Annotated in this window: 22 protein-coding genes; 15 read left to right on the top strand and 7 right to left on the bottom strand. The window is 54.5% G+C overall.

What is annotated here, in order from left to right; translation table 11 throughout:
* Positions 1-47 precede the first annotated feature (47 nt).
* On the bottom strand, positions 48-413 hold the full coding sequence (locus IAE48_RS08125; protein WP_200134019.1) for an SH3 domain-containing protein: 366 nt from the start codon (positions 411-413) through the stop codon (positions 48-50).
* A 183-nt stretch (positions 414-596) separates the two neighbouring features.
* Here IAE48_RS08125 and IAE48_RS08120 point away from each other — a divergent pair, with 183 nt between their 5' ends.
* Together IAE48_RS08120 and IAE48_RS08115 are read left to right on the top strand one after the other, a co-directional pair.
* Positions 597-980 carry a biofilm formation regulator BssR gene (locus IAE48_RS08120; protein ID WP_042718451.1) on the top strand — a complete coding sequence of 128 codons (384 nt, stop codon included), beginning with the start codon at positions 597-599 and terminating at the stop codon, positions 978-980.
* 130 nt (positions 981-1,110) lie between these two features.
* The gene (locus tag IAE48_RS08115; protein ID WP_200134018.1) at positions 1,111-2,217 is read left to right on the top strand and encodes a PQQ-dependent sugar dehydrogenase; all 1,107 of its coding nucleotides are present in this window, start codon (positions 1,111-1,113) and stop codon (positions 2,215-2,217) included.
* A gap of 105 nt (positions 2,218-2,322) precedes the next feature.
* On the opposite strand, the gene IAE48_RS08110 is transcribed toward IAE48_RS08115, so the two are convergent.
* The gene (locus IAE48_RS08110) at positions 2,323-2,952 is read right to left on the bottom strand and encodes a glutathione S-transferase family protein (protein WP_094420378.1); all 630 of its coding nucleotides are present in this window, start codon (positions 2,950-2,952) and stop codon (positions 2,323-2,325) included.
* A 233-nt stretch (positions 2,953-3,185) separates the two neighbouring features.
* Here IAE48_RS08110 and dacC point away from each other — a divergent pair, with 233 nt between their 5' ends.
* Positions 3,186-4,385, top strand: coding sequence for a serine-type D-Ala-D-Ala carboxypeptidase (gene dacC, locus IAE48_RS08105; RefSeq protein ID WP_200134017.1), 1,200 nt, complete (start codon positions 3,186-3,188; stop codon positions 4,383-4,385).
* 28 nt (positions 4,386-4,413) lie between these two features.
* Here the strand turns inward: dacC and deoR are convergent, their stop codons facing one another.
* The gene (gene deoR, locus IAE48_RS08100) at positions 4,414-5,172 is read right to left on the bottom strand and encodes a DNA-binding transcriptional repressor DeoR (RefSeq protein WP_200134016.1); all 759 of its coding nucleotides are present in this window, start codon (positions 5,170-5,172) and stop codon (positions 4,414-4,416) included.
* 64 nt (positions 5,173-5,236) lie between these two features.
* A complete protein-coding gene (gene ybjG / locus IAE48_RS08095; protein WP_200134015.1) occupies positions 5,237-5,845 on the bottom strand; it encodes an undecaprenyl-diphosphate phosphatase in 609 nt (202 codons plus the stop codon).
* Positions 5,846-6,097: 252 nt separating this feature from the next.
* On the opposite strand from ybjG, the gene IAE48_RS08090 reads away from it, so the two are divergent.
* Positions 6,098-7,330: an MFS transporter gene (locus tag IAE48_RS08090; protein WP_042711731.1), complete on the top strand. Its 1,233-nt coding sequence runs from the start codon at positions 6,098-6,100 to the stop codon at positions 7,328-7,330.
* Positions 7,331-7,360: 30 nt separating this feature from the next.
* Here the strand turns inward: IAE48_RS08090 and IAE48_RS08085 are convergent, their stop codons facing one another.
* Positions 7,361-8,563: an MFS transporter gene (locus IAE48_RS08085; RefSeq protein ID WP_200134014.1), complete on the bottom strand. Its 1,203-nt coding sequence runs from the start codon at positions 8,561-8,563 to the stop codon at positions 7,361-7,363.
* Between the two features lie 166 nt (positions 8,564-8,729).
* Here IAE48_RS08085 and IAE48_RS08080 point away from each other — a divergent pair, with 166 nt between their 5' ends.
* The 3 genes from IAE48_RS08080 (at position 8,730) to IAE48_RS08070 (ending at position 10,153) form a co-directional block, all read left to right on the top strand.
* Positions 8,730-9,197 carry a hypothetical protein gene (locus tag IAE48_RS08080; RefSeq protein ID WP_200134013.1) on the top strand — a complete coding sequence of 156 codons (468 nt, stop codon included), beginning with the start codon at positions 8,730-8,732 and terminating at the stop codon, positions 9,195-9,197.
* Between the two features lie 75 nt (positions 9,198-9,272).
* Positions 9,273-9,737: a hypothetical protein gene (locus tag IAE48_RS08075; protein ID WP_200134012.1), complete on the top strand. Its 465-nt coding sequence runs from the start codon at positions 9,273-9,275 to the stop codon at positions 9,735-9,737.
* A 197-nt stretch (positions 9,738-9,934) separates the two neighbouring features.
* Positions 9,935-10,153, top strand: coding sequence for a hypothetical protein (locus IAE48_RS08070; RefSeq protein ID WP_200134011.1), 219 nt, complete (start codon positions 9,935-9,937; stop codon positions 10,151-10,153).
* A 181-nt stretch (positions 10,154-10,334) separates the two neighbouring features.
* Here the strand turns inward: IAE48_RS08070 and IAE48_RS08065 are convergent, their stop codons facing one another.
* The gene (locus tag IAE48_RS08065; RefSeq protein WP_233631483.1) at positions 10,335-11,780 is read right to left on the bottom strand and encodes a TIR domain-containing protein; all 1,446 of its coding nucleotides are present in this window, start codon (positions 11,778-11,780) and stop codon (positions 10,335-10,337) included.
* Between the two features lie 596 nt (positions 11,781-12,376).
* Entirely contained in the window at positions 12,377-14,062 is a 1,686-nt protein-coding gene (locus tag IAE48_RS08060) for an aspartate:alanine antiporter (RefSeq protein ID WP_023481407.1), read from the bottom strand.
* Between the two features lie 280 nt (positions 14,063-14,342).
* Between IAE48_RS08060 and ybjM the strand changes: the two genes are divergently transcribed.
* The 8 genes from ybjM (at position 14,343) to potI (ending at position 21,605) form a co-directional block, all read left to right on the top strand.
* On the top strand, positions 14,343-14,714 hold the full coding sequence (gene ybjM / locus IAE48_RS08055; protein ID WP_042718565.1) for an inner membrane protein YbjM: 372 nt from the start codon (positions 14,343-14,345) through the stop codon (positions 14,712-14,714).
* A gap of 84 nt (positions 14,715-14,798) precedes the next feature.
* The gene (gene nfsA / locus IAE48_RS08050; RefSeq protein WP_200134010.1) at positions 14,799-15,521 is read left to right on the top strand and encodes an oxygen-insensitive NADPH nitroreductase; all 723 of its coding nucleotides are present in this window, start codon (positions 14,799-14,801) and stop codon (positions 15,519-15,521) included.
* Positions 15,522-15,594: 73 nt separating this feature from the next.
* On the top strand, positions 15,595-16,497 hold the full coding sequence (gene rimK / locus IAE48_RS08045) for a 30S ribosomal protein S6--L-glutamate ligase (RefSeq protein WP_200134009.1): 903 nt from the start codon (positions 15,595-15,597) through the stop codon (positions 16,495-16,497).
* Between the two features lie 85 nt (positions 16,498-16,582).
* Positions 16,583-17,065 (top strand): YbjN domain-containing protein, encoded by a 483-nt coding sequence (locus IAE48_RS08040; RefSeq protein WP_042718570.1) that lies wholly within the window; start codon positions 16,583-16,585, stop codon positions 17,063-17,065.
* A gap of 349 nt (positions 17,066-17,414) precedes the next feature.
* Positions 17,415-18,527, top strand: a complete 1,113-nt coding sequence (potF, locus tag IAE48_RS08035) for a spermidine/putrescine ABC transporter substrate-binding protein PotF (RefSeq protein WP_076769621.1) — start codon at positions 17,415-17,417, stop codon at positions 18,525-18,527.
* Between the two features lie 139 nt (positions 18,528-18,666).
* On the top strand, positions 18,667-19,800 hold the full coding sequence (potG, locus tag IAE48_RS08030; RefSeq protein WP_023481693.1) for a putrescine ABC transporter ATP-binding subunit PotG: 1,134 nt from the start codon (positions 18,667-18,669) through the stop codon (positions 19,798-19,800).
* 9 nt (positions 19,801-19,809) lie between these two features.
* Positions 19,810-20,763, top strand: a complete 954-nt coding sequence (potH, locus tag IAE48_RS08025) for a putrescine ABC transporter permease PotH (protein WP_200134008.1) — start codon at positions 19,810-19,812, stop codon at positions 20,761-20,763.
* The gene (potI, locus tag IAE48_RS08020) at positions 20,760-21,605 is read left to right on the top strand and encodes a putrescine ABC transporter permease PotI (RefSeq protein ID WP_023481845.1); all 846 of its coding nucleotides are present in this window, start codon (positions 20,760-20,762) and stop codon (positions 21,603-21,605) included. Before potH ends, potI begins: the two co-directional genes overlap by 4 nt.
* Positions 21,606-21,620 lie beyond the last annotated feature (15 nt).

Genomic DNA, 21,620 nt, shown 5'->3' with positions numbered 1-21,620 from the left:
TCCCTTACGGTTCTGCCATCACTACGCTCAACCCCCCTCGCGCAACTTCACGCAAGCGCGACGTGCTCCTGCGGTACCCAGCCGAGGTCGCCGTCCGCTTTTTCTGCCAGATACCAGCCGTTAAGGCTCTGATGCACCGTAAGCTGCTCACCGGTTTGCACGGTCAGTTCGTGTGCGCAGTAGGCCTGCTGGCAGACGCCTTGATGGGTGCTGACTGGCGTAAAGAGCTGCTGGGGCGCCCAGCCCGCTTTTCCCGACTCTAATGTCACCCAAATCCAGCCGCGCCATTGCAAATCGCAGTGGCCAATTTGTGCTCTTTCCCCCTTGCGGATAGTCAGCGGATCGGGATAGGCCGAGCGATAGTCACGGATCACTTTTACGGTAGTTTGCTGCGGGTAAGCGACTGCTTTCATTCTCCTTATCTCCTGACGTCGCGAAGCGCTTTTTTAACAAGCGAAACGGCAGCCCAGCCCAGAGCTGGCGCGGCCTGTGTAAAAGATCGTCAAAAGGAGAATATTATTGACCAAACCCATGCCTTTGGTCAAAAAGCGGCCATACTATTAGTCTGCCCAATGGCTGACAAGGGAGGTAAAAGTATGACCGCTGATGAACTCGCTCGTCGTTTAGTTATGAAGTTGATGGCTGCCAGAACAGACCTTGCGGCCTATATCCAGATGCGCAAAGCGAAAGGGTATATGTCGGTCAACGAAAACGATCGTCTGCGAGAGATGTTTTTTGCCCTGGCGCTGGAGATCCGCGATAAAAGCGAAAGACTGCAAGAGATACAGGATCGCGATACGCGCAGCGCCATGTACAGTGCCGAAGAGGCGCTCTCCTCCGCCGCCGTTTCACTGATGAGCGGGCGAAGAGATTGCGCCAACTTTATCTCGGTGAATGTCGATAAGCTGGAGCGTTCGCTCAATATCCTTGATTACAGCATTCAATATCTGAATGAGCACTCTCCGCTTGCTGAAGCCTGAAGCGCTTCCACACCCTGACCATAAGGGGAGCCCGCTCCCCTTTATGCTTAAGCTTTTGTAAAAGCAAACCCACCCGCGAAATCGATGGCTAACCTTTATCCAGGCTTACCGCTTAATAAAGGAGTGCCGTATGCGCCATCTTCCCCTGTCATTACTGTTTCTCTCAACCTCTGTGCTCGCTGCCCCGGCTGCGGTCAACGTCGATGTCCTGCAAACAAAACTCGATCACCCCTGGGCGCTGGCCTTTTTACCCGATGACGGCGGAATGCTGATCACCCTGCGCGGCGGCGAGTTGCGCCACTGGCAGGCGGGTAAGGGGCTTTCCGATCCGATAAGCGGTGTGCCAAAAGTGTGGGCGCAGGGTCAGGGGGGCTTGCTTGATGTGGCGCTGGCACCTGATTTTGCCTCATCAAGGCGTGTGTGGCTGAGCTACGCCGAAGCAGGGCAGGATGGCAAAGCGGGCACCGCCGTCGGCTTTGGTCGCCTGAGCGACGATGGTAAACAGCTTGAGCAGTTCCAGACCGTTTTCCGCCAGCAGCCAAAACTTTCGACCGGTAACCACTTTGGTGGCCGCATGGTGTTTGATGGCAAAGGTTATCTGTGGGTAGCGCTGGGTGAGAACAATCAGCGGCCGACGGCGCAGGAGCTGGATAAGCTGCAGGGCAAGCTGGTGCGGCTGACGGATCAGGGTAAAGTGCCGGAGGGTAACCCGTTTGCAGGCAAACAGGGTGCGCGGCCGGAGATCTGGTCTTACGGCATCCGCAACCCGCAGGGGATGGCGATCAACCCGTGGAGCCAGGCGCTGTGGCTAAATGAGCACGGCCCGCGCGGCGGGGATGAGATCAACGTGCCTGAAAAGGGTAAAAATTATGGCTGGCCGATTGCCACCTGGGGGATCAACTACAGCGGGCTGAAGATCCCGGAAGCGAAAGGCGGCATTGTCGAGGGAACCGAACAGCCAATTTTCTACTGGAAGGAGTCACCGGCGGTCAGCGGCATGGCTTTTTACAATGCCGATACCTTCAAGCAGTGGCAGAACAAGCTCTTTATCGGCGCGCTAAAGGATAAGGATGTCATTGTGATGAGCGTCGATGGCAACAAAGTGAGCGAAGATGGCCGCATTCTTGGCGATCGCAATCACCGTATTCGCGACGTGCGCGTCGGGCCGGATGGGTATTTGTATGTCTTAACCGACGAGAGCAACGGCGAGTTGTGGAAGGTGAGCCCGACATCGTAATCGCGGCGTGTTATTGCCGGATGGCGGCTGCGCCTTATCCGGCCTACGCGTGCACAATGCTTTTGTAGGCCGGATAAGCGCCAGCGCCATCCGGCAATCAAGCCATCACGTTACCGGGATCATCACGTTATGGCGAAACGCCGGGCGCTCGCAGAGCTGCGCGTACCAGCGCTGCAAATGCGGGTGCGTGGCCCAGCTCAGGCCGGGAATATTAAACAGGTTATAGATAAACGGTGCGACGGCGATATCGCCACAGCCAAACGCTTCGCCTGAAAGCCACGGCGTATTTGCCAGCTCATTATCAAGCAGCTGTAACGCGCCATCGAGCGCCTCTTTTGACGACGCAATCACCGCCTGATCGCGCTTTTCTGGTGCCGTTCGTACCAGGTTCATCAGCAGTGGGCTATGTTTGGGGGCCAGCATACTCAGCGACCAGTCCATCCATTTATCACCCTGCGCCCGTGCGGCAGGCGACTCCAGCCACAGGCGGCTCTGACCATACTGCGCGACCAGGTAGCGAACAATGGTGTTCGATTCCCACAGCACGGCACCGGTTTCGTCGTCGCGCAGCAGCGGCACCAGGCCGTTAGGGTTCATCGCCAGATATTCAGCATCGTGATTAACGCCAAACTCCCGGCCCGCCAGAATATGCTCATAGGGCAGCTCAAGTTCATCCAGCAGCCAGCGCACTTTTTTGACATTCGTCGAATTATTCCGTCCCCACAGCGTGATCATTTTTACCCCCGTGCAAAAGTGTGTTTCAGTGAATCTATCGTGGGCGAAACTTAACGTTCTGGCAACGACTTAGAAAAATAATGCATAACAGGCGCGCAACAGGCTGTTATTGCGTAAACTTTAAAAACTTTACCCAGTAGCGGTTTTTTTCGTTTCGTTTGTGCGTTATTACTCACCGTTTGTTACGGCACGGTGATGTGACGTTTTATTGAAAGGATACTCGGGTGGCTTATATGACGCAGTTCTCTCTATCCCTTCGCGGCCTGGCAGCAGGATCCGCGCTGTTGTTTCTCTTCTCCCCGTCGTTATATGCAGTGGAACAAACCCCTGCCGCACCGCCGGTCGATGCCCGTGCGTGGATCCTGATGGATTACGCCAGCGGCAAAGTGCTGGCCGAGGGCAACGCCGATGAAAAACTCGACCCTGCCAGCCTGACCAAACTGATGACCAGCTATGTGGTCGGCCAGGCGCTGAAAGCGGGGAAAATTCACCTGACCGATACCGTCACCGTCGGCAAAGATGCCTGGGCGACCGGCAACCCGGCGCTGCGCGGCTCGTCGCTGATGTTCCTGAAACCGGGCGACCAGGTATCGGTAGAGGACCTGAATAAAGGGGTCATTATTCAGTCCGGCAATGACGCCAGCATCGCCATTGCCGATTATGTTGCGGGCAGCCAGGACTCCTTCGTCAGCCTGATGAACAGCTATGCGCAAAAGCTCGGCCTGACCAATACCACGTTTAAAACCGTCCACGGGCTTGATGCGCCAGGGCAGTTCAGCACCGCGCGGGATATGGCGCTGCTCGGCAAAGCGCTGATCCACGACGTGCCGGACGAGTACGCGATCCATAAAGAGAAAGAGTTCACCTTCAATAAGATCCGCCAGCCCAACCGCAACCGGCTGCTGTGGAGCACCAGCATGAACGTGGACGGTATGAAAACCGGCACCACCGAGGGGGCGGGTTACAACCTCGTCGCCTCGGCAACCCAGGGCGATATGCGCCTGATCTCCGTGGTGCTGGGAGCGAAAACCGACCGCATCCGCTTTAATGAGTCAGAAAAACTGCTTACCTGGGGTTTCCGCTTTTTTGAAACGGTGACGCCGGTGAAACCTGACGCCACCTTTGTCAGCCAGCGCGTCTGGTTTGGCGACAGCAGCGAAGCGAAGCTTGGCGCGGGCGAAGCAGGCTCAATCACCATCCCCAAAGGGCAGTTTAAAAACCTGAAAGCGAGCTTCACCCTCAACCAGCCGGAGCTTGAAGCGCCGCTGAAGAAGGGCCAGGTGGTGGGCACCATCAACTTCCAGCTCAATGATAAAACCATTGAGCAGCGCCCGCTGGTGGTGATGGAAGCGGTGAATGAAGCGGGCTTCGTTGGCCGGATGTGGGATTTTGTCCTGCTGAAGTTCCACCAGTGGTTTGGTAGCTGGTTCTAACCGTGGTGACCGTGCCCGGTGGGCGCGGTCAGTAGAGAAGGGTGATCTGCTCTTTTTTCGCTGCGCTGACCAGGCCATCATCCGGCCGGCGGTCGCTGACAATCACGTCGAAAAGGTTTAACGCGCCCATGCAGGCCGGGCGCACTTTGCCAAATTTACTGTGATCGACCACCAGCACATGACGCTGCGCGCTGTTCATCGCCCAGTGTTTTACCGGCAGCTCTTCAAGGTTAAAGCAGGTCGCGCCCTGTTCCGTGTGCACGCCCGCCGCCGAGTAGAAAGCGATGTCCGGGCGCAGGTTGCTCAGGGTTTCATTGAAGTTCAGCGGCTTAAAAATGGCGTTGCTGGCGTGAAATTCCCCACCGCTGAGAATGGCGCGGCACAACGGTTTCTCCTGCAGCGCCAGAAAGGTGTTCAGCGAGTAGCAGACGGCGGTGAAGGGCAGATCCTGAGGCAGCGCGTCGATGATCCACGGCGTGGTGGTGCCGCAGTCAAAAAAGGCCATCTGGTGCGGTTGCAGCAGGGCAGCGGCGAGCTTTGCGGCACGGCGCTTCTCCTCGACGAGGCGGTTTTTCTGATCGCTCAACAGATAGTGGCTGGCGGAGCGCGGTTCGAGCACAATATAGCCGCCGAGCAGCACTACCGGAGCGCTGTTGGCACTGAGATCGCGACGAATGGTCATTTCAGAAACGCCCAGCAGGCTGGCCGCCTCTTTCAGATGCAGCTTATCGCTGCGCTTGAGCGCCGCCAGCAGCTGGTTGATCCGTTCGTCACGTCTTGTTTCCATAATTCACCCGAATAAAAGAAAGCCCCGCATAAGCGGGGCCTTTATCTTACCTGCGCCCTGGCGCTTAGTCACGCACCCAGCCGCGACGGATCGGCAAGGCAAAACAGAGGCGATAGATCTGCTGCGCGGTGTGATAAATCTTCTCGCCGAAGGCCTGCCACAGAATTTGTGCGCTCAGGCAGCCGCAGATGCCGACCAGCAAGCCGCCGAGCATATCCAGCGGCCAGTGGACGCCAAGATAGACGCGTGACCAGGCGATGGCGAACGCCGTCACCATCAGGGCTGCGCCCGACCAGAAACGGTGCCAGGCAAGAAACGCGACGGCAAAGGTGAAGATCACCGTTCCGTGATCGCTCGGGAAGGAGTCATCCGCCGCGTGTGGCAGGAAGTTATAACCAACATGATCGACAAAAGGCCTGTCGTGGGGAAAGGTATGGCCTAAAATCCATGAGAGCGAGAGGCTGACCACGATCGCCAGCGCCACTTTGATCACCAGCTGACGCTGGGCGCTGACCTGGCTGCGCGGCCCCCATAGCCAGAGACCAACCGCCAGCAGCGGCACGATATTGATCAGATCTTTGGCAATAAAGTGGGCGGCGGTCAGGAGCCAGGCGGGCGAGTCGGGCGTGGCGTTAATCCAGTAGAACAGGGTGTGATTCAGGCTCTCTAACATAGACAGATTACTCTTTGATGACAGTCCGGATTGATCAAAGCGCTCACCATAAAAGCGGTGCGGCACAAGGTAAAGGGGTTTTGTCTTACTCCGCAGAGAGTTAGACGATTCCTGGTCTCAGAGTACGCCCTGTCACTTAAGCAAACCTTAAACGAGTGAATACGTGCTTTATCTGTTTTTACGGGAGAATTCACTACCGTCGCGCGGTGGCATTGATTACACTCTGCGCGATTTTTCAAAGGAAGAGATTGCATGCAAAACCATACCCTTTCCGGTCAACGTCTGGGACGACGGGCGCTGTTATTCCCCCTCTGTCTGGTGCTTTACGAATTCTCCACCTATATCGGCAACGATATGATTCAGCCCGGTATGTTAACGGTGGTCGAGCAATATAACGCGGGCATTGAGTGGGTTCCGACCTCGATGACCGCCTACCTGGCGGGCGGCATGTTCTTACAGTGGCTGTTAGGGCCGCTCTCCGACCGCATCGGCCGTCGCCCGGTGATGCTTACCGGCGTGGTGTGGTTTATTGTCACCTGCCTTGCGACACTGCTGGCGCAGAACATTGAGCAGTTCACGCTGCTGCGTTTTTTACAGGGCATCAGCCTCTGCTTTATTGGCGCCGTGGGGTACGCGGCGATTCAGGAGTCGTTTGAGGAGGCGGTCTGTATCAAGATCACCGCCCTGATGGCGAATGTCGCGCTGATTGCGCCATTGCTTGGCCCGCTGGTGGGCGCAGCCTGGGTGCATGCCGCGCCGTGGGAGGGGATGTTTGTCCTCTTTGCGCTGCTGGCGGCTTTCTCCTTCTTCGGACTACAGCGGGCGATGCCGGAGACCGCCACCCGTCTTGGCGAGAAGCTCTCGTTTAAATCTCTGTGGCGCGATTACGCCGAGGTGCTGAAGAACGTGCGCTTTGTCGCGGGCGCGCTGGCTACCGGCTTTGTCAGCCTGCCGCTGCTGGCGTGGATTGCCCAGTCGCCGATTATTATCATCAGCGGCGAGCAGCTCAGCAGCTATGAGTACGGCCTGTTGCAGGTGCCGATTTTCGGCGCGCTGATTGTTGGCAACCTGGTGCTGGCGCGGCTGACCTCGCGGCGTACCGTGCGCTCGCTGATCATTCTTGGCGGCTGGCCGATTGTGGCCGGTCTGCTGCTGGCGGCAGTTGCCACGTTTGCCTCTTCCCACGCCTATTTGTGGATGACGGCTGGGTTAAGCGTTTACGCCTTCGGCATTGGTATTGCCAACGCCGGGCTGGTGCGCCTGACGCTGTTTGCCAGCGAGATGAGCAAGGGCACGGTATCGGCGGCGATGGGCATGTTGCAGATGTTTATCTTCACCGTCGGTATTGAGGTGAGTAAACATGCCTGGCTGATCGGCGGCAACGGGCTGTTCAGCCTGTTCAACCTGCTGAACGGTATTATCTGGCTGGGGCTGATGGTGGTATTTCTGCGCGATAAGCGCATGGGAAATTCGCTGGAGGGATAAGGCGGCAGCTCACTGGCTGCCGCCCGATAGTTAGCCGAGTTCCGCCTGAGCTTGCGGTTCCGGTTTGGCCACCGCGCGCGCCACCAGCGCGGCAATCAGCACCAGACCAAGCACCACCAGCATCGCGCTGCGCAGCCCATAGTGCTCGCCGAGGAAGCCCAGCAGCGGCGGGCCAACGAGGAAAGCGAGGTAACCCGTTGTTGCCACCACGCTGACGCGCGTCGCGGCATCCGGCCCGGTATCGCTGGCCGCCGAGATGGTCAGCGGGAAGCCGAGCGATGCGCCTAATCCCCATAAAATGACCGAGAAGCCTGCCACCCAGGCGCTGTCGACAAAAATAATCAGGCCGATGCCCAGCGCGCCCATTATTGCGCTGGCGCGCACCACGGCGACGCGGCTGTAGCGGTCAATAAACCAGCCGCCGCAGAAGCGCCCGGTGGTCATGCCCAGCGTAAAACCGGTGTAGATCAGCGAGCCGGAAGTAGGGCTGAAGCCGTGACCATCCACCATCAGCAGCGGCAGCCAGTCGTTAGCCGAGCCCTCAGCGAACGCCATCGCCAGCACCACCACGCCAATTAACAGCAGCTGCGTATCGCGCCAGAAGGGCATCCCTTTTTGACGGTTCGCGTGCTCTTCGGCGCTGTTTTGCCCGGTCCCCTCCGGCACGGCGGAGATCGCCAGAATAATCGGCACAATCGCCACCAGCGCCGCCAGCAGAATGTGCAGGTCCGCGCTGATGCCAAGGGCAGTTAACGACATCCCGACGCCTGCGCCAACCAGCGTGCCAAGGCTGTAAAAACCATGCATCATCGGCAGCACGGTTTTGTTCATCTCCTGCTCAACCACCGCGCCTTCGATATTCATCGCCACTTCGCCCGCGCCCAGGCTGCCGCCAAAGCAGGCCAGACCGACGGCAAAGAGCAGCGGCGAGGCAAACCACAGGGCAATGCTTAAAATCACCATCCCGAGCACCGAGAAGGACATGCTGGCGCGGATCACTTTGCGCGCCCCGAAGCGCTTCACCAGCCATGCCGATGAGAGAATGCCGCTCATCGACCCGACCGACAGACCAAACAGCACCGCGCCCATTTCAGCCGTCGAGACCGAGAGCACATCGCGGATCGCCGGCGTGCGTGACGCCCATGAGGCCATTAATAATCCGGGGAGAAAGAAGAAGGTGAACAGCGCCCATAAGCGATGGCGCAGGGATTTTCGGGAGGCGTTTTCAGTCATAGATTCACATCAAAAAAAGTAAGGTGAAGTAACACTAGCATTTTTTGCGTGGTTACGGTGGCAGGAGGTGAATAACAGCCATGAGGTTACTCAATATAATTAAGAAAATGCATACGGTTACGTTAATGATACATTGGGGTAATAGTTTATTGAGGGAGCAATAAAAGTGAGATTAATCATTCAGACCGCAGTTGCATTGTTGCTGGCCAGCAATGTGAGTTATGCGCAATCCACTACCACCGACAGCTTCACCTATAAAGCGCACGCCCTGGCGTTGCAGAACGAGGGTGAAAAGTGCCAGTTAAGCGTCACTTCACCCGATGGGGCGATAAAGCGTTACGGGCTTGACCTCCGTTCGCCATGCTACTTCCTGTACGGCGCGGGAACGCAACCTAAACATTTCGCCTATCCGCGAGACGGTATTAAGGCGCTGTTCATCATTCTCGGAAATCCACTTACGGCGGATGAGCAGAAGATCTGGCGGGTTAAAGACGCATCAACCTGCGGCACGAAAGGCTTCGGGCTCTACTTTGATGGCCAACACTTCAGTCTCAGCCGAACCTCACACGAGGGAATGTTGCTATGCCGTGACAGAGGCGTAGACGAAAAAGTTTTTAACACGCTGCGCGATTGATGGCAGGATACCCGCTTCCCGGGCCGCTACGGCCCTTTTTTATGACTTAAGCAACGTGATGCAGGCAGGGAAGGGATGATTATCAACACAGTCATGTGGTTAGCGTCGACGGCGGCGCTTTTTGCGTGGGTATTCAAGGTCACCCTCAAAAACACCTTTAAAACCAATGCGAAATACTTCGGGATATTCATAGTGGTGCATCTGGCGCTGAATATCGGCGCGATGGCACTGAGCAAACAGGGGGTTGTGTTGGTTAAACACCACTCCAGCGCGATGACGGTCGCAGCCATGACGATCCTGCTAAAAAGCTATATGGCGCTGATGGCGATTATGGCCCTGAGCTTTTTTATCGCACTCGCGGGCAAAGGTGCAGAGAAAATGACGCAGTTTCACACCACCCATAATGCAGCCAACCTGCACCGCAACCCGCTCAAGTTTTACCTGCGCAACCAGTCAGGGATTGTTAACGTCTATCGAGGGTTCTTCCTGATCGCCGGGGTTTATATGCTGTGGGCGATGTGGTTTAGGATGAGTTTTTGAAAAGCGCGGCCATGGTAAATATCCGGCGAGGCTGAATTTTAAAAATGCGGAGTCATCTTAAAACCTGGTTGCTGAAGTCGCCGTCCTAAAAACCTCTCCTGTGAATCTGTATATGTTTTATTTTCTTGCCGAAAAAGAACTGGAGCCTAACCAGATTTATATTCGCCGCTGCCTGATCCAGTGCAAAGGAATGGAGAATGAAGTTTGCACAATCTTCTCCCGCTAAGTTTTGTAAATTCATCGGGCTTCAGTCTGCCAGCCTTGTTGAAGGCGTATCGACCGGCGTTTGCTCTTTTGCTTCTTTCGGTAGCCTGTTTATTTTGGATGGCTGGCTTAAATTGGCGGGGTTTGTGGGTTTTTTTATACTGGCCTATCTGATCGCGTGGTTAATGGACTTTCTGAAAGGCGATGTATAAAAGCATCAATAACTGGGACGATATGCAGTTTAGAGATAATAAGTAAAGACGTGACCTTTTCTGCTTTCTGAGTGAATGTGGCGCGGGAATTAATAGAAATGGCTACAATTTATTTTAAAAAATAAAGATAATAATGCGTTTTGAAATATTTCAGAACGCATCATGTTAGTTGTTTTTCCATTCAGGGTGTTGTAGCTAGTTTCTTAAAGCCTAGCAAAACACTTGGAGAGAATGTATCTCCCTCCCATCTAGGTAGGCTACTGTTGTCATTAGCATACTTCTGCATGACATCATTCAGTTCTGACACATCATTTATCCCTAAAATGCATTTTACTTTATCAAAATAAGATTTTGAGGACGATCTTGAAAATACTTCGAATGCGCCATTGAACCTGCCAATATACACTAATGTTACTGGATACCAACGTTTGTAGTAATCCTTTTTGTGTATATCACACCATAAGAAAAGAATAAAGTCTGCCTGCATTAAATAACGAAAATCGATCCCTGAATTTTTACTTCTTTGTTCAAGCAAGTCAGCATTAAGAGAAATTCTGTTTAATTTTAATCTGGCATTTCTATGTTGTAATGAGCCAGGGTGTTGTCTAAATTGTGTATAATCAACCATAGATTCATTTCTGTTATCAGTAAGTCTGGGCGCATAATATTGTTGTGTCAGTAATATATTAACTGCTGCGAATCTTTCATGCTTTATGAATATAGCTATCGCATAAAGGAACATTTCATGAATAATGAACTTGAAATTATCGAAATCCCAATCACTCCAACTGGTTGCATTTTCCGGCCTGTCAACATATGGAAGAATCCCTTCTAAAAAACGATGAACTTTGAAGATATTTTCCTCCGTTGATGCGTATTGCGCAATGGAGGTGAGTAGTGTAATCAATTCATTCCGATAGGGTAGGAACTTTTCAATATTATCTATAACTTGATCGTCGAATTCACCATTCTTCTCATTAATTCTAAAGTTCTCAAAATTTGTTATGAACGTTTTAAAGAACTCATCCAGCGCGCCCGATAAGAAAGGTTTATTTTCCTTAACGGCCGAAATAGCTCTTTTATATAATGCTGTAGTACCAAGCGAAATACCATCTGATTCATTCAAAAATGATGGGCGATTTCCTATTTCTGGGCGGGTGTATAAGGGTTTATCGTAAATCCAACGCAACAATTTTTCAAAATTATCTGTATAACTACTAGGTTCACTAAGGTCAATATATATACGTGATTTATAGTATGTCGGTAGATAAGCTTTTCCCAAAGAATCTCTTTCTGAAATAATTGCTACAAATTTTCCTTGCTCTTGATTTTCATAAACTTCTCTTGAAATAATTTGGGTTTCAGTACCAACACCGCCAGCTCGACCATCAGCCTTTGATGCATATACTTCGTCGCATATCATAGCTACTTTAGTAATGTTCGGGTCTGTGACCATCTTCTCCATAAAAGCCACAGAATCATGACCTTCTTTAAGATCCCATTTGTCAAGGATGACATGAACGCCAGCCTCAGTTAACTCGTTAGCTAAATCTATAACCCACTGTTCATGAATTGGGTTAGACCAACTATAAGAGATAAATAACTTTGGGTTTTCCATTTCTGACATGAACCTCAATTTAGGAAGATGTTTTAGATGAGAGTTGGAATTTTAAAAATTCTATCGTGGAATATGGGATTTTATTTTAGATGATTCTGGATTCCTAGAATATTTGTGGAATAACATTAAATTAGTATAGCGCTTAATGTAGGTTGTTTTTGTGAACATGATCCTATAAATGTTTTGGGAATATGATTTTTTATGACGGCGGAGGTTATAGTTATCATTTTTTTATCTAAAGAAATCATAATGCCACTTCACAATGCGTATTTTATGGAGAAGTAGATAGTATTTAGTGGTGATTATTTCAGAGGAGTTGATTGCTATAGTAAATTTCTGGATTAGAGGTATCTCAAATTTAACTTAGTAAATAACTTACAATTCTGCCGACATTCCATCACCAAACGTAGCGTGTTAATGCTGTAAATCACTGATTAAATTTATTAATTGATATGGCAACAAAAAACCCATCAACCTTGAACCGAAGCGGCGGGGTTGATGGGCTCCACAATCGGGGGACATCAAAGAAAAGCAGTGGCACTAGTTATGACTGACACCCCACAAAAAAGTTCTGCGTATAAGCGAAATATTTCTTAGCTTCGGAGTTATCCGAGCCCTGGCCAGATAATAATGATCAATGTCCCGGCGAGGGTAAGCAGCACGTTGGCAATGGCGTAGGTGCCAGCATAGCCCAGCGCGGGGATGTTGCTGCGCGCGGTATCGCTGATGATCTCCATTGCCGGTGCGCAGGTGCGCGCGCCCATCATCGCGCCGAAGAGCAGGGCGCGGTTCATTTTCAGCACATAGGCACCAAACAGAAAACAGATCAACACTGGTACGAGGCTGACAAGCAAGCCGGCGATAAGCATCTGTCCGCCGACAACGCCGAGGCCGTTGCCGATGCCGCTCCCGGCGCTTAAACCGACCCCGGCCATAAACACCATCAGGCCGAACTCTTTCACCATCATCAGCGCGCCCTGCGGAATATAACCAAACGTCGGGTGGTTCGCGCGCAGGAAGCCGAGCATGATACCGGCGAAAAGCAGACCGGCGGCGTTACCGACGCCGAAGCTGAAGGAGCTGAACTGGAAGGTGATCATGCCGATCATCAGGCCGACGATAAAGAAGGCGCAGAAGGCGAGCAGGTCGGTCACCTGGCTGTGAATGGAGATAAAGCCGATGCGGTCAGCGATGGTTTTCACGCGCCGCGCATCGCCGCTCACCTGCAACACGTCCCCTTTGTTGAGCACGATATTGTCGTCGATCGGCATTTCAATCTGGCTGCGAATCACGCGGTTAAGGAAGCAGCCGTGATCGGTCAGCTTCAGCTGCGCCAGGCGGCGGCCGACCACATTGTGGTTTTTCACCACCACCTCTTCGGTGACGATGCGCATATCCAGCAGGTCGCGGTCGAACACCTCTTTACCGTTACGGAAACTTGGGTCGAGGCGCGCATGAGCGTCCGGGTAGCCGACCAGCGAGATCTCATCGCCCATCTGCAATACCGCGTCCCCGTCCGGGTTGGCGAGAATACCGTTGCGGCGAATACGCTCGATATAGCAGCCGGTCTGGCGGTAGATCCCCAGCTCGCGCAGATTTTTGCCATCCGCCCAGGCCACCAGCTCCGGCCCGACGCGATAGGCGCGGATCACCGGCAGGTAGACTTTGCGGTGAGCATCGGTATCCAGCCCGCGCTCGCGGGCGATCTGCTGGGCGCTGGTCTGTAAATCCTGGTGCTGTAACTTCGGCAAGTAGCGCGCGCCAAAGATCAGGCTCACCAGACCAATCAGATACGTTAAGGCGTAGCCGAGGCTGAGGTTGTCCAGCGCGCTGGCAAGCTGGCTGCTCTCCATGCCCGAGTGGCGCAGCGTATCGCCCGCGCCAACCAGAACCGGCGTCGAGGTCATCGAGCCGGCGAGCATCCCGGCGGTTAAGCCAATGTCCCAGCCAAAGAGTTTGCCGAGACCGAGCGCAATTAACAGCGCGCTGCCGACTAATACCAGCGCCAGCATCAGGTAATTCTTACCGTCGCGGAAAAAAATTGAGAAAAAGTTAGGTCCGGCTTCAACGCCAACGCAGAAAATAAACAGCATAAAGCCGAGGTTCAGGGCATCGGTGTTAATGCTGAAATGTTGCTGGCCTAATAATAGGGAAACGACTAAAACGCCAATGGAATTACCCAGTTGGATAGATCCCAGTCGTAATTTTCCAAGGCAAAGCCCAAGCGCCAGAACCACAAACAATAACAGTATGTAATTCCCATTTAACAAATCTGCGACGTTTATATTCACGGAGTCTAACTTCTTGTTTACTTGTAAGCTGTTGATAGAAATGGTGATTTGAGCTAGTGTTTTGCCTATGCGCTGGCGGATAAATTAAAGCCGTGCAACACCAGACACCCCGCACAAAACATAAACTGGCCGTTAGTTTAATCTCATTAGATAACAACGGCTAGTGACAATCGTCTGTTTGCACGGGTGTCATTCAGGCAATAATTGCCGCAACGCTTTATCCGTCCGACATTCTTTAAAACGGTGTAAACGTCGATAGAGAAAAAGTCAGGAGGCGTGTTTGAAGAACAGGCGTAGTTGGTTCGGCGTTATCTGCTGTGGACTCCTTTTTATCGCAATTTGTCTCACTCTGGTGATGAATATGCAGGGCAAACTGCCTGCGCCTGGCGATCCGGCGACCGGTTTGCTGCTCTTTACCCTGCCAGGCATCCTGGGCGGTCTGGTCTCCCGTCGCCGCCGCGCCATCGTGCCGCTGGTGGGCGCGCTGCTCGCCGCACCCCTTTGTTATATTTTGATTCATATTTTATTTACCCCGGTACGTACCTTCTGGCAGGAGGTGGCCTGGCTCTTTAGCGCCATGTTCTGGTGCGCTCTCGGCGGACTTGGCTGCGATTTCGTTTACCGGATTGCGCGCGCGCGGCGGCGCGTCTGATAGCTTCTCCGCAACTTCCGCTTACAACGAGCGCAGCGGCTTAGCCTATACTGAACGACTTGTTTAACTGGGGGATTATTCAACATGACACCTACTATTGAATTGCTGTGCGCCCATCGCTCCATTCGCCACTTTACCGATGAGCCGATTACGGACGCACAGCGCGAGGCGATTATCGCCAGCGCACAGGCGGCATCGACCTCCAGCTTTTTGCAGTGCAGCTCCATTATCCGCATCACCGATCCTGCCATGCGCGAACAGCTGGTGACGTTAGCGGGCGGACAGCCGCATATCGCGCAGGCGACCGAGTTCTGGATCTTCTGCGCCGATTTTCACCGCAACTTTGAGATCTGCCCGGAAGCAAAACCGGGTCTCGCGGAGCAACTGCTGCTCGGCGTGGTCGATACAGCAATCATGGGGCAAAACGCCTTTACCGCCGCGGAGTCGCTGGGGCTTGGCGGCGTCTATATTGGCGGCATCCGTAACAATATCGAAGCGGTCGGCGAACTGCTGCGTATTCCGAAGCAGGTGCTGCCGCTGTTTGGTCTCTGCCTCGGCTGGCCTGCCGATAACCCGGACATCAAACCGCGTATGCCGGCTTCAATGCTGGTGCATGAAAACCACTATCAGCCGCTCGATAAAGAGAAACTGGCGGAGTACGACGCGGAGCTGGAGCACTACTATATGACGCGCGACAGCAATAAGCGCCGCGATAACTGGAGCGATCATATCCGTCGCACCATCATTAAAGAGAGCCGTCCGTTTATTCTCGACTATTTGCATAAACAGGGCTGGGCAACGCGCTAATACCCGTTCATCCTGCCCCGTGCTGCGTGTATGATACGCAGGCTTTTAACTGGTCTTCTGCGCGAGGTGCAGGGTGAAAATAGCCGTATTATCCCGGGATGGAACGCTTTACTCCTGTAAACGCCTGCGTGAAGCCGCTGTGCAGCGCGGGCACCAGATTGAGATCTTCGATCCGCTCTCCTGTTATATGAACATCACCCCGGCCGCCTCCTCGATTCACTATAAAGGCCGCCAGCTTCCCCATTATGATGCGGTTATCCCGCGCATCGGCTCGGCCATCACCTTTTATGGCACCGCCGCGCTGCGCCAGTTTGAGATCCTCGGCAGCTATCCGCTCAACGAATCGGTCGCCATCACCCGCGCCCGCGACAAGCTGCGCTCCCTGCAACTACTGGCGCGCCAGGGGATCGATCTGCCGGTTACCGGCATTGCCCACTCGCCCGACGACACCAGCGATCTGATCGATATGGTCGGCGGCGCGCCGCTGGTGGTGAAGCTGGTGGAAGGGACGCAGGGGATCGGCGTGGTGCTGGCGGAGACACGCCAGGCGGCAGAGAGCGTGATTGACGCCTTTCGCGGCCTCAACGCCCATATTCTGGTGCAGGAGTTTATTGCGGAAGCGAAAGGGTGCGACATCCGCTGCCTGGTGATCGGCAACGAAGTGGTGGCAGCAATTGAGCGGCGGGCGAAAGCAGGGGATTTCCGCTCCAATTTGCACCGCGGCGGGCAGGCGACCGTGGTCGAGATCACGCCGCGCGAGCGGGAGATCGCGCTGGCAGCGGCGCAGACCCTCGGGCTGGATGTCGCCGGGGTCGATATTTTGCGCGCCAACCGCGGCCCGCTGGTAATGGAAGTCAACGCCTCGCCGGGGCTTGAAGGGATCGAAAAAGCCACCGGGCTGGATATTGCCGGGCGAATGATCCACTGGATCGAGCGCCAGGCGATGCCGGGATTCTGCCTGAAAACCGGCGGCTAAGAGGATTTTCCTGCCTGAGCATGGTGCGCCCACGGCTTTTTGCGTAAGCTATGGGCAATTTTTTTCCCAACAGAGCACGTTTTCTATGGATTCACTGGTCGTCCCCGGTCTGGACACGCTTCGCCAATGGCTTGATCAACTCAGCATTAACTTCTTTGAGTGCGACACCTGCCAGGCGCTGCACCTGCCACATATGCAGAATTTTGACGGCGTGTTCGATGCAAAAGTCGACCTGGTCAATGATGTTCTGCTCTTTACCGCCATGGCGGAAGTGAAACCCTCTGCGCTGCTGGCGCTGGCGGCAGATCTTTCAGCGATCAACGCCAGCTCGCTGACGGTTAAAGCGTTCCTCGATATGCAGGATGATAATCTGCCGAAACTGGTGGTGTGTCAGACGCTCAGCATCGGCCCCGGCGTCGCCTTTGAGCAGTTCGCGTGGTTTATGCGCCAGAGCGAAGAGCAGGTCTCGATGGTGATTATGGAAGCCAACGCACACCAGCTGCTTTTCACGCCAGGCGAGGAAGATTCGCTTTCCGGCGACGAAGAGCCGAACAATTTTCTCCACTGATTCCCGCATCAATTAGCGCAGCCACTACCACGGGGGTTGCGCTGCCACATTTTTTATTCTGCTTTTAACCTTTCTTTAAAGAATGATTCACCATCATTCCTCGCCTTCTGGCTTATCCCATAGAGACTTATTGCATAAAAAATTGATAAAAGGCGGTTTTTTATCTGCCCTATAGCCTCAAACCCTGGCTACAGTTATTCTTGCGCTGCTTTAAAAAGCATGCGGCGTCTGCCGGAGCGATTTTGTTCTCCGGCGCAGAGCAGAGTGACAAACTATGCATGAATCTTGCATATCCCAGAAAGCGTAGATTTAGTTCGTAGCTTAACGAGCTTTCCAGAAGGAATGAGATATGAGTGCCTCAAGAAAAAAATGGGTATCGGGTGTTGTTGCGGGTGCGTTAATGGCTCTCTCTGCCGGCACGCTCGCCGCCGGGCAAAAGACGCTGCATGTGTACAACTGGTCTGACTATATTGCGCCGGACACCGTCGCAAATTTTGAGAAAGAGACCGGCATTAAAGTGGTTTACGACGTCTTCGACTCCAACGAAGTGCTGGAAGGTAAATTAATGGCCGGCAGCACCGGGTTTGATCTCGTCGTGCCGTCCGCCAGTTTCCTTGAGCGCCAGCTCTCGGCGGGCGTCTTCCAGCCGCTCGATAAGAGCAAGCTGCCGAACTGGAAAAACCTCGATCCGGAAGTGTTGAAGATGGTCGCGAAGCACGACCCGGATAACAAATACGCTTTCCCCTACCTGTGGGCGACCACCGGTATTGGTTATAACGTCGATAAAGTCAAAGCGGTGCTCGGCAAAGATGTGCCGATCGATAGCTGGGATGTGGTGCTGAAGCCGGAAAACCTTGAGAAGCTGAAGAGCTGCGGCGTCTCCTTCCTTGATGCGCCGGAAGAGATTTTCGCCACCGTGCTGAACTACCTCGGCAAAGATCCCAACAGCACCAAAGCGGATGATTACACCGGCCCGGCGACAGATCTGCTGCTGAAGCTGCGTCCGAACATCCGCTACTTCCACTCTTCGCAATACATTAACGATCTCGCTAACGGCGACATCTGCGTAGCCATCGGCTGGGCGGGCGACGTCTGGCAGGCGGCTAACCGCGCGAAAGAGGCGAAGAACGGCGTTAACATCAACTACATCATTCCGAAGGAAGGGGCGCTGGCCTTCTTTGACGTCTTCGCCATGCCGAAAGATGCCAAAAACACCGATGAAGCCTACCAGTTCCTTAACTATCTGATGCGTCCGGACGTGATGGCGCACATCAGCGACCACGTCTACTACGCGAACGGTAACAAAGCCTCTGTGCCGCTGATCAGCGAAGAGGTGCGTAACAACCCGGCAATCTTCCCGCCGCCGGATGTCTTCGCCAAGCTCTTCACGCTGAAAGTGCAGGAGCCGAAAATCGACCGCGTACGTACCCGCGCCTGGACGAAAGTCAAAAGCGGCAAATAAATCAATCACCTGACTGGTGAAAGCGCTGCACCGCGCCGGTGCAGCCGCCCCAAAACGGGACAGCGGGCGCACCTGCTGTCCCGTCATCTGTACGACAACCTGTTGAAGCAGGGTGATGCTTATGCCGGAGAGCACCGTAGTGAATGACGCTATTCCCCGCCCGCAGGCGAAGAGCCGCAAGGTTCTGACGCCGCTGCTGGAGATCCGTAACCTGACCAAATCCTTCGACGGCCAGCACGCCGTGGATGATGTCAGCCTGACTATCTATAAAGGCGAAATCTTTGCCCTGCTCGGCGCATCGGGCTGCGGTAAATCGACGCTGCTGCGCATGCTGGCAGGCTTTGAACAGCCGACTCACGGGCAGATTATGCTCGACGGCGTCGACCTCGCCCACGTGCCGCCCTACCTGCGCCCGATCAATATGATGTTCCAGTCCTACGCGCTCTTCCCGCACATGACCGTTGAGCAGAATATCGCTTTTGGCCTCAAGCAGGACAAGCTGCCAAAAGCTGAGATCGCCAGCCGCGTCGCCGAAATGCTGCACCTGGTGCACATGAGTGAATTTGCTAAACGCAAGCCGCACCAGCTCTCTGGCGGTCAGCGTCAGCGCGTGGCGCTGGCGCGCAGCCTCGCCAAGCGGCCAAAACTGCTGCTGCTTGATGAACCAATGGGCGCGCTGGATAAAAAGCTGCGCGACCGCATGCAGCTGGAAGTGGTCGATATTCTTGAGCGCGTCGGCGTCACCTGTGTGATGGTGACCCACGATCAGGAAGAGGCAATGACCATGGCCGGGCGTATCGCCATCATGAATCGCGGCAAGTTTGTGCAGATTGGCGAGCCGGAAGAGATTTACGAGCATCCGACCACCCGCTACAGCGCCGAGTTTATCGGCTCGGTTAATGTCTTCGAAGGATTGCTAAAGGATCGTCAGGAAGATGGCCTGGTAATTGAGTCGCCGGGGCTGGTGCATCCGCTGAAAGTCGACCCGGATGCGTCGGTGGTGGATAACGTGCCGGTCTACGTGGCGCTGCGCCCGGAGAAGATCATGCTGTGCGACGATCCGCCGGCCGATGGCTACAACTTTGCCGTCGGCGAAGTGGTGCATATCGCCTACCTTGGCGATCTCTCTATTTATCATGTGCGGTTGCAGAGCGGGCAGATGATCAGCGCCCAGCTGCAAAACGCGCATCGCTACCGCAAAGGCGCGCCAACATGGGGCGATGAAGTGCGTCTCTGCTGGGATGCCGACAGTTGTGTGGTTCTGACGGTTTAAGGAGCGGCGATGAGTACACTCGAGCCACCGGCCCGCGTAACAAAACCGGGCGGTGTAAAGCTGTGGCTGGCGCGCCTGCAAATGCGCCACGGGCGCAAGCTGGTGGTTGCGCTGCCCTATATCTGGCTGACGCTGCTGTTTCTGCTGCCGTTTTTGATCGTCTTCAAAATCAGCCTCGCAGAAATGGCGCGTCAAATCCCGCCCTATACCGATCTGCTGGAGTGGGCCGATGGGCAACTGACGATTACGCTTAATCTCGGCAACTTCCTGCAACTGACCGACGATCCGCTCTATATCGAAGCCTATTTGCAGTCGTTGCAGGTGGCGGGTATCTCGACCATCTGCTGCTTGCTTCTCGGCTATCCGCTGGCGTGGGCAGTGGCGCACAGTAAGCCGTCGACGCGCAATATTCTGCTGCTGCTGGTGATTTTGCCGTCGTGGACCTCGTTTCTGATCCGCGTCTACGCCTGGATGGGGATCCTGAAAAACAACGGCGTGCTGAACAACTTTCTGCTCTGGCTGGGGGTTATCGATCAGCCGCTGACCATTCTGCACACCAATCTCGCGGTCTACATCGGCATTGTCTATGCCTATCTGCCCTTTATGGTGCTGCCGATCTACACCGCGCTGACGCGTATTGACTACTCGCTGGTGGAAGCCTCCCTCGACCTTGGCGCGCGTCCGCTGAAAACCTTCTTCAGCGTGATTGTGCCGCTGACCAAAGGGGGAATTATCGCCGGTTCGATGTTGGTGTTTATTCCGGCGGTCGGTGAGTTCGTGATCCCGGAACTGCTCGGCGGGCCGGACAGCATTATGATTGGCCGCGTGCTGTGGCAGGAGTTCTTTAATAACCGCGACTGGCCGGTGGCCTCGGCGGTGGCGGTGATCATGCTGCTGCTGTTGATTGTGCCGATCATGTGGTTCCACAAGCATCAGCAGAAACAGACGGGGGAGAAGGCATGAGCAATTTACCGGTAGTGCGCTCGCCCTGGCGCATCCTGATCCTGGTGATAGGTTTCACCTTCCTTTATGCCCCCATGTTGATGCTGGTGGTCTACTCTTTTAACAGCTCAAAACTGGTGACGGTGTGGGCAGGGTGGTCAACGCGCTGGTATAGCGAGTTGTTCCACGATGACGCGATGATGAGCGCGGTAGGCTTAAGCCTGACGATTGCCGCCTGCGCGGCGACGATGGCGGTGATTTTAGGCACCATTGCGGCAGTAGTGATGGTGCGCTTTGGGCGCTTTCGCGGCGCGAACGGCTTCGCCTTTATGATCACCGCGCCGCTGGTAATGCCGGATGTGATCACCGGCCTGTCGCTGCTGCTGCTGTTTGTCGCGCTGGCGCACGCCATCGGCTGGCCAGCGGATCGCGGCATGCTCACCATCTGGCTGGCGCACGTGACTTTCTGTACCGCTTATGTGGCGGTGGTGATCTCCTCGCGGCTGCGCGAGCTGGATCGTTCGATTGAAGAGGCGGCGATGGATCTTGGCGCAACGCCGCTGAAGGTCTTCTTTGTGATTACGCTGCCGATGATCATGCCGGCGATTGTCTCCGGCTGGCTGCTGGCCTTTACCCTGTCACTGGATGACCTGGTGATCGCCAGTTTTGTCTCCGGTCCTGGTGCCACTACGCTGCCGATGCTGGTCTTCTCCAGCGTGCGCATGGGGGTTAACCCGGAGATCAACGCGCTGGCATCGATTATTCTCGGCGTGGTGGGGATTGTCGGTCTTATCGCCTGGTTCCTGATGGCGAGAGCGGAAAAACAGCGCCAGCGTGATATCCAGCGTGCAAGACAGGGCTGAACTCATTAGAATCTG

The sequence above is a fragment of the Kosakonia sp. S57 genome (genome assembly GCF_016516575.1).
In the GTDB taxonomy this organism is placed as follows: domain Bacteria; phylum Pseudomonadota; class Gammaproteobacteria; order Enterobacterales; family Enterobacteriaceae; genus Kosakonia; species Kosakonia cowanii.
Note: the sequence above shows the minus strand (reverse complement) of the source record. Positions and strands in the feature narration are given on the sequence as shown.